Genomic DNA, 7721 nt, shown 5'->3' on the forward strand with positions numbered 1-7721 from the left:
GGCGTGACTTCCGGTGACCTATCGGGACAGATGCTCAGCTAATCCCCCCGCGCGGGGACGTTGATCCAGCGTTTCCTTCCCTGATGTGCCGCAGAGTCAGTAGTCTCAACCGTCTGGGGCCAATTCGCGCATATGCAGGGGACATTGGAGGCGTCGATGGAGCGACCCGCCTGGGCGCCGCCGGGGATGGATCTGTCCGTCCCGAGTGTTTCGCGTATGTACGACTACTACTTGGGCGGTTCCCACAATTTCGAGGTGGACCGCGCCGCGGCCCGCCGGGTGATGGCCGCCTGCCCCGGGGTTCCCAAGATCGTCCAGGCGAATCGTGCCTTCATGCGCCGCGCGGTGCGTCATGCCATTTCGGAGGGCGTCACCCAGTTCCTGGACATAGGCTCCGGCATACCGACGTTCGGCAGCGTCCACGAGGTCGCCCGGGAGGCGAGCGCCGAGGCCCGGGTGGTCTATGTCGACAACGACCCGGTGGCCGTCGCCCACGGCCGCGCCGTGCTGGCCGGCGACGAACGGGCGGACATCGTGCCCGGCGACCTCCACGACCCCATGGGCATCCTGAACAGCGACCCGGTCCGCCGGATCCTGGACCTGGACCGGCCCGTGGCCCTGCTGCTCGTCGCCGTGCTGCACTTCATCGAGGACCACGACAAGCCATACGAGAAGGTCGCCACGCTGCGCGACTCCCTGGCCCCCGGCAGCCTGCTGGTCCTCAGCCACGCCTCCGCGGAGCACGGCCCGGCGACGGCCGAGCGGGGGGCGGCCCGGCTGACGGAGGCCTACCGGAACGGCGGCTCCTCGTTCGTGATGCGCTCCGGCGAGGCCGTGGCCCGCTTCTTCGACGGCTTCGCCCTCGTCGAGCCCGGCCTGGTGCCGATGCCGGAATGGCGGCCGGAAGGACCTCCCGACGAGGAGGATCCCCATGTCTACGCGGGCTACGCGGGAGTAGGACGCACAGCGTGAGACCCTCGCCATCCCTCCCCGACGGCCTGCGGCGTTTCGCCACCACCTGGTGCCGTGCCGTCTATCCGGCCACCGCGACGTCGATGACCAGGCCGGAGTTCGAGGCACTGCTGCTGGACCTGGCCGGCGTGCTCTCCGACGCGCTGCACGCCCCGCGTTTCGACCCGGCCCCGGGCCAGGCGGTCGGCGAGGCGCTGGTCGCCGCGCACTGCACCGCCCCCGAGGCCCTGCCCGGCATCCTCGGCGTCATCGACACCCACCTGCTGCCCCACTGCGCCGACCCGGACCGGCTGCCCCCCGAGGAGGGCCGCAGCCGCTGCGCCCGTCTCCAGCACGCCGTCTCCGCTGGCTTCGCCAAGGCGCTCCAGGAGCGGACCCGCACCGAGCAGGAGGCGGTCTCGCGTGCCGCCCTCGCCGCCCAGGCCGAGATCACCAAGGCCCTGCACGAGAGCGAGACGCGGTTCCACGCGGTCTTCAAGGACGCCCCGCTCGGCATCGGCATCGCCGACATGGACGGCGAGATCCTCGACATCAACGACGCCCTCGCCGAGATGTTCGGCGGCTCCGAGCACGCCGTGCGCAGCCGCAACATCCTGAGCTGGACGCACCCCGAGGACTCCCCCGACGTCTGGCGGATGCAGCGCGAGCTGATGCGCGGCGAGCGGGAGCACTACCAGGTGGAGAAGCCGTACCACCGCACCGACGGCACCGTGCTGTGGACGAACCTGACGGTCTCGCTGCTGCGCGACGCCGAGGGCCGGCCGCGCTACATGCTGGCGATGATGGAGGACGTCTCCGAGCGCCGCCTGCTCAACCTGCGGCTGCGCTACCAGGCGACCCACGACGCGCTGACCGACCTGCCCAACCGTTCGCTGTTCTTCGAGCGGCTGGAGCAGACGCTCGCCCCCGGCTCCGGACCGGCCCGCATCGGGCTGTGCTATCTGGACCTCGACGGCTTCAAGGCGGTCAACGACAGCCTCGGCCACGCCGTGGGCGACCAGCTCCTGATCGCCGTGGCCGAGCGGCTGCAGCGGTGCGTCTCGGGGCCGGGGCAGATGCTGGCGCGCATCGGCGGCGACGAGTTCGTCGCCCTGGTCGTGGACCCGCCCACGCCCGAGGCGGTCGTCGAGGTCGCGGAGCACGCCCTGGAGGCGCTGTCGACGCCCGTGGACGTGGGCGGCCGGGAGCTGCTGGTCCGGGCGAGCATCGGGATCGTGGAGGGCGCCACCCGGCACCTGACCTCCGCCGAGGTGCTGCGCAGCGCCGACATCACCATGTACCGGGCGAAGGCCGAGGGCGGCAACCGGTACGCGGTGGCCGATCCGGACTCCGACGCCCGGGCCATCAGCCGGCACCATCTGACCCACCACCTCCCGGCGGCGCTGAAGGGCGCCGAGTTCTTCATCGAGTACCAGCCGCTGGTCAAGATGGAGGACGGCAGCCTGGAGGGCGCCGAGGCGCTGGTGCGCTGGAGTCATCCCCGGCACGGCGTGCTCGGCCCGGACCGCTTCATCCCGCTCGCCGAGCACACCGGGCTGATCGTGCCGCTGGGCCGCTGGGTGCTCCAGGAGGCGGTGCGCCAGGCGTGCCAGTGGCAGGTGCGCGGCATAGGGGGCACGCGGGCCCTGAAGGTGAACGTGAACCTGTCGCCGCGTCAGCTGCACCACCCGGAGCTGGTCGAGGACACCGTCGCCGTGCTGGAGGAGGCGGGGCTGCCGCCGAGTTCGCTGTGCCTGGAGGTCACCGAGACGGCGATGATCAGCGCCGACGAGAACGAGCTGCGCCCGCTGCGCGAGCTGGCGGAGCTGGGCGTGGGCATCGCGCTGGACGACTTCGGCACCGGGTACTCCAACCTGGCGAACCTGCGGCGGCTGCCCGCGACCACGCTGAAGCTGGACCGCTCCTTCACCCAGGGGCTCCAGCGCGACCCGGCCGACCCGGTGGACCTGAAGATCGTGGAGGGCATCGTCTCGCTCGCCCACACCCTCCAGCTCTCGGTGACGGTCGAGGGCGTCGAGACCTCCGCCCAGGCCGAGCAGTTGCGGGAGCTGGGCTGCGACTCGGCGCAGGGCTGGTACTACGCGAAGCCGGGGCCGCCGGAGCGGCTGCCCGAGGCGGTCTGACTCCGGCCGGCGCGGGCCGGCCGGGGCCGGCGCCTTTCAGGTCGCGATCCGCAGCCTCCGCGGCGGCCGGGCGCGCGGCTCCGGCAGCCGCAGCGGCCCGGCGCCGGGGGTGAGGGAGCCGAGGACGGCGCCGCCGCGCGCGCCGGTCGCGGAGGGGACGTTCCCGGCCAGGCCGTGCACGGTGAGGAAGCCGAGCAGGGCGAAGAGGTACCCCTCCTTCGCCTGGGCCGGCAGGCCGAACTCCCCGGACGGCACGATCCGGGCCGGCGCGGCCAGCGCGCCGATCCGGGCCATCAGGACCGGGTTGCGCACCCCGCCGCCCGAGACGACCAGCTCGCCGATCCGGTGCGCGCGGCAGGCCCGTGCCACCAGTTCGGCGGTCAGCTCGGTGACGGTGGCCACCAGGTCGTCGGCCGGCGGCTCCCCGGGCGCGACGCGCTCTCGCAGGTAGGCGGCGTGGAACAGCTCCTTGCCGGTGGTCTTCGGCGGCGGCAGCCGGTAGTAGGGCTCGGCCAGCAGCCGGGCGAGCAGCGCCCGGTCGACCGTGCCGCGCGCGGCCCTGGCGCCGCCGGTGTCCATGCGCGCGGCGCCCGCGGTGGCCGCGGTGACGGCCGCGTCGATGAGGGCGTTGGCGGGGCCGAGGTCGTAGGCGATGATCCGCCCGGCGCGGTCGCGGGCGGTGATGTTGGCGATGCCGCCGAGGTTCAGCGCCCCGCGGGCGGCGGACGCGTCCCCGAGCAGGAGCAGCGCGTCGAGGGTCGCCGCCAGCGGCGCGCCCTGGCCGCCGCGGGCGATGTCCCGGGTGCGCAGGTCGGAGACGACCGGCAGCCCGGTGGCCTCCGCGATCCAGGCGGCGGCGCCGAGCTGGAGGGTGCCCAGGGCGCGGGTGCCGTCCACCCAGTGGTAGACGGTCTGGCCGTGCGAGACAACCAGGTCCGCCGCGCCACCGGCCAGGGCGGCGTCGGCGCGGGCGGCGACCTCGCCGAAGAACCGGCCCAGCCCGGTGTCCAGCAGGCAGACCTCCGCGAGGGTGGTGGCGGCGGGCGGCAGGCAGCGGGCCAGGGCGTCGCGGAGCGTGGCGGGGAACGGCTCGGTGTGCAGTCCGAGCGGGCGCAGCACGATCTCCTCGCCCACGAACGTGAGTTCGGCGACGGCGGCGTCGACCGCGTCGTACGAGGTCCCGCTCAGCATGCCGATGACCCGCCACGGCCGGGCGCCGGAAAACCGCGTGGGTCCGCCGGTCGGCGGCTCGGTAGGATGAGTGAAGTCCATGACAGCGATCCGTCACCTTCCGTGACGCTTTTCACCTCGCTATCTCATCTCACCATTGGAGCATCCGAGGATGGCCCGACACCTCATCACCAGTGCGCTGCCCTATATCAACGGGATCAAGCACCTGGGGAACATGGTGGGCTCGATGCTCCCCGCCGACGTGTACGCGCGCTATCTGCGGCAGCGCGGCCACGACGTGCTGTACATCTGCGCCACCGACGAGCACGGCACGCCCGCGGAGCTGGCCGCGAAGGCGGCCGGGCTGCCGGTGGCCGAGTTCTGCGCCCGGCAGCACGACGCGCAGAAGGCGGTCTACGACGCGTTCGGCCTGCGCTTCGACTACTTCGGCCGCACCTCGTCCCCGCAGAACGTCGAGATCACCCAGCACTTCGCCCGCCGCCTGAAGGAGAACGGGTTCATCGAGGAGCGCTCCACGCGCCAGGTGTACTCGCTGGCGGACGGCCGCTTCCTCCCCGACCGCTACATCGTCGGCACCTGCCCCTACTGCGGCTACGAGGCGGCCCGCGGCGACCAGTGCGAGAACTGCACGCGGGTGCTGGACCCGACCGACCTGCTCCAGCCGCGCTCGGCGGTCAGCGGCAGCACGGAGCTGGAAGTGCGGGAGACCAAGCACCTGTTCCTGCTCCAGTCGAAGCTGGAGGGCGAGGTCGAGGCGTTCGTCGAGGAGAACGGCAAGGAGTGGCCGAACCTGGCCTCGTCCATCGCCCGCAAGTGGCTGACCGAGGGCCTGCACGACCGGGCGATCACCCGCGACCTGGAGTGGGGTGTGCCGGTCCCGGCGGACGTGTGGCCCGACCTGGCGGCCGAGGGCAAGGTGTTCTACGTCTGGTTCGACGCCCCGATCGGCTACATCGGCGCGACCAAGGAGTGGGCGGACGCGGCCGGTGAGGGCGAGGAGCGCGACTGGCGCTCCTGGTGGTACGCCTCGGACGGCTCGGTGCGGTACACGGAGTTCATGGCCAAGGACAACGTGCCGTTCCACACCGTGATGTTCCCGGCCACCCAGCTCGGCACCCGCGAGCCGTGGAAGAAGGTCGACTACGTCAAGGCGTTCAACTGGCTTACGTACTACGGGGGCAAGTTCTCCACCTCGCAGAACCGCGGCATCTTCGCGGACGCCGCGCTGGAGGTGCTGCCCGCGGACTACTGGCGGTACTTCCTGATGGCGGGGGCCCCCGAGTCGGACGACGCGTCGTTCTCGTGGGAGCTGTTCGCCTCGGTGGTCAACAAGGACCTCGCGGACACCCTGGGCAACTTCGTGAACCGCGTGCTGTCCTTCTCGCGCAAGCGCTTCGGCGACGTGGTCCCGGCCGGGCACGCGGCGGGCGAGGCCGAGCGGCGGCTCGGCGAGGAGATCGCGCGGCTGCTCGCGGAGTACCAGGAGCACCTGGAGGCGCTGCAGTTCCGCAAGGCGGCCTTCGCGCTGCGCGCCCTGTGGAGCGCAGGGAACTCCTACCTGGAGGAGAAGGCGCCCTGGCAGGAGATCAAGACCGACCAGGACGCCGCCGCCCTGACACTGCGCACCGCGATGAACCTCATCCAGCTCTACGCGGTGGTCTCCGAGCCCGTCATCCCGTTCACGGCCCGGACGCTGCGGTCGGTGTTCGAGCTGGAGCGGCCCACGGGGCCCTGGGTCACGCCCGGGGAGGCCCGCGCCCTGGACGCGGTGCCGGCCGGGACGCCGTTCACCGTGCCGCCGGTGCTCTTCGCCAAGATCACCGAGGACGACCTCGCGGCGTACCGGGAGCGCTTCGGCGGCCAGGAGGAGTGACGTCCTCCGGCCCCCCGGCCGTCAGTCCGCGCCGCCCGCGCCCGGCGGGGCCGCGGCGAGGATCCGTTCGGCCAGCTCGGCCGCCGCGGCCTTGATGGTCTCCAGGCCCTGCCTGCCCCAGGGCCGCGGCATGCGGTCGACCACGCTGATGGTGCCCAGCGCGAGGCCCGAGGGGTCGAGGAGCGGCGCGCCGAGGTAGGAGCGGACGCCGTGCTCCTGCACCGCGGGGTTGCCCGCGAAGCGGGAGTAGTCGTGCAGGTCCTCCAGCACGAGCGCCTTGCCGCGGATCACGACGTACGGGCAGAAGCCGTGGTCCCTGGCCGCGGTCCGGGGCCGCTCCTCGCCGTCCGGCGCGTGGAGCCCGGCGAAGAACTGCCGGTGCGCGTCGAGGAACGTCACCGCCGCCCACGGCGTCCCGGCGACCCGGGCCAGGGCGCGGGCCGCCTCGTCGAACGCCGGGACCGGCTCGGCGGTGAGGCCGATGCCGAGTTCGCGCAGGCGCCGGACCCGGCACGGGACGTGCGGGTCCTCGGGGGTGAGCAGGGGGCGGGGGGCGTGGTCGCGGCTGACGGTCAGCATGGTGCGCTCCTTGGCTGGCTGGGGTCGGATGCGGAACGGGGAGGCGGGCGGGGGCGGAGCGTCAGAGCCGTTCGCGCAGGCCGTGCAGCACCGCTTCCAGCAGGGCGCGGTCGCTCCGGTCGCCGCGCGCCGGGGCGGGCGTGTCGACGGCGACGGCGCCCCAGTCCAGCAGGTCGGACAGGAGCACCATGGTGATCGTGGCCGGCAGCCGGACGCGGGCGGCGATCTCGGCGACCGGCACCGGCCGCTGGCACAGCCCGAGCACCTGGGCGTGGTCGGGCCCCACCTGACGGCGTATCCCGCGCCCGGTGGCCCTGACCAAGGTCAGCAGGTCGAGGCGGGCGGCGGGCCGGGTCCGGCCGCCGCTCGCGGTGTAGGGGCGGGTCAGGCGGCCCGCCGCGTCGTCGAGCAGCGGGCGGTCGCCGGGGGCGGATTCGGCCATCGGGTCACCGCCCCGCGCCGTGCCGGGCCGGGGTGGCCAGGACGGGCCGCACGCTGCGCACGAGCACGGTCATCTCGTGGCCGAGCAGCGCCGCGTCCGTGTCCCGGCCGGCCAGGACCGCCAGGCAGGCGCGCTGTCCGGCGGTGGAGACGAACAGCAGGGCGTTCTCCAGCTCCACGGCGATCTGCCGGGCGTCCCCGCAGTCGGGGAGGCGGCGCCCGGCGGCGCCGGCCAGCGCGTAGAGCCCGGAGGCCAGGGCGGCCAGGTGTTCCGCGGTGTCGGCCTCCAGGCCGTGCGCGGCCTGCACCAGGCCGTCGATGGACAGCAGGCACGCGCTGCGGGCGTGCGGGACGCGTTCCACCAGACGGGTCAGCAGCCAGGACACGTCGGTCGGCAGCCCGGCGGGCATGTCACTCACCATGGTCGCTCGTCTCCTCGGGGGCAGGGGGCGGGGGTGATCAGAGATCGCCGGACTCCTCGGCGAGTCCGGCGCCGCGCCGGAAGGCGGCCAGCAGGCCGGGACCGGGGACGGGATCCGGAT

7 protein-coding genes are annotated in these 7721 nt (G+C 73.5%); 3 read left to right on the forward strand and 4 right to left on the reverse strand.

Annotation, left to right across the window (positions count from 1 at the left end; translation table 11 throughout):
• The first annotated feature begins 156 nt into the window (after positions 1-156).
• Complete coding sequence (locus ACSNOC_RS16845) at positions 157-972, forward strand: SAM-dependent methyltransferase (protein ID WP_436748273.1); 816 nt, start codon at positions 157-159, stop codon at positions 970-972.
• A complete protein-coding gene (locus ACSNOC_RS16850; protein WP_436748274.1) occupies positions 894-3095 on the forward strand; it encodes a putative bifunctional diguanylate cyclase/phosphodiesterase in 2202 nt (733 codons plus the stop codon). The genes ACSNOC_RS16845 and ACSNOC_RS16850 overlap by 79 nt, the downstream gene beginning before the upstream one ends.
• Before the next feature lie 36 nt (positions 3096-3131).
• On the opposite strand, the gene ACSNOC_RS16855 is transcribed toward ACSNOC_RS16850, so the two are convergent.
• The gene (locus ACSNOC_RS16855; protein WP_436748275.1) at positions 3132-4286 is read right to left on the reverse strand and encodes an anhydro-N-acetylmuramic acid kinase; all 1155 of its coding nucleotides are present in this window, start codon (positions 4284-4286) and stop codon (positions 3132-3134) included.
• Between the two features lie 151 nt (positions 4287-4437).
• On the opposite strand from ACSNOC_RS16855, the gene metG reads away from it, so the two are divergent.
• Entirely contained in the window at positions 4438-6159 is a 1722-nt protein-coding gene (gene metG / locus ACSNOC_RS16860) for a methionine--tRNA ligase (protein ID WP_436748276.1), read from the forward strand.
• A gap of 21 nt (positions 6160-6180) precedes the next feature.
• Here metG and ACSNOC_RS16865 read toward each other — a convergent pair whose 3' ends face one another.
• The 3 genes from ACSNOC_RS16865 to ACSNOC_RS16875 form a co-directional block, all read right to left on the reverse strand.
• The gene (locus tag ACSNOC_RS16865) at positions 6181-6738 is read right to left on the reverse strand and encodes a GAF domain-containing protein (RefSeq protein ID WP_436748277.1); all 558 of its coding nucleotides are present in this window, start codon (positions 6736-6738) and stop codon (positions 6181-6183) included.
• Positions 6739-6799: 61 nt separating this feature from the next.
• On the reverse strand, positions 6800-7180 hold the full coding sequence (locus ACSNOC_RS16870; RefSeq protein ID WP_436748278.1) for a DUF742 domain-containing protein: 381 nt from the start codon (positions 7178-7180) through the stop codon (positions 6800-6802).
• Between the two features lie 4 nt (positions 7181-7184).
• Positions 7185-7601, reverse strand: a complete 417-nt coding sequence (locus ACSNOC_RS16875; RefSeq protein WP_436748279.1) for a roadblock/LC7 domain-containing protein — start codon at positions 7599-7601, stop codon at positions 7185-7187.
• Between the last annotated feature and the right edge of the window lie 120 nt (positions 7602-7721).

Origin of the sequence: Streptomyces sp. URMC 129 (assembly GCF_051386415.1) — a bacterium.
Lineage (GTDB): Bacteria > Actinomycetota > Actinomycetes > Streptomycetales > Streptomycetaceae > Streptomyces.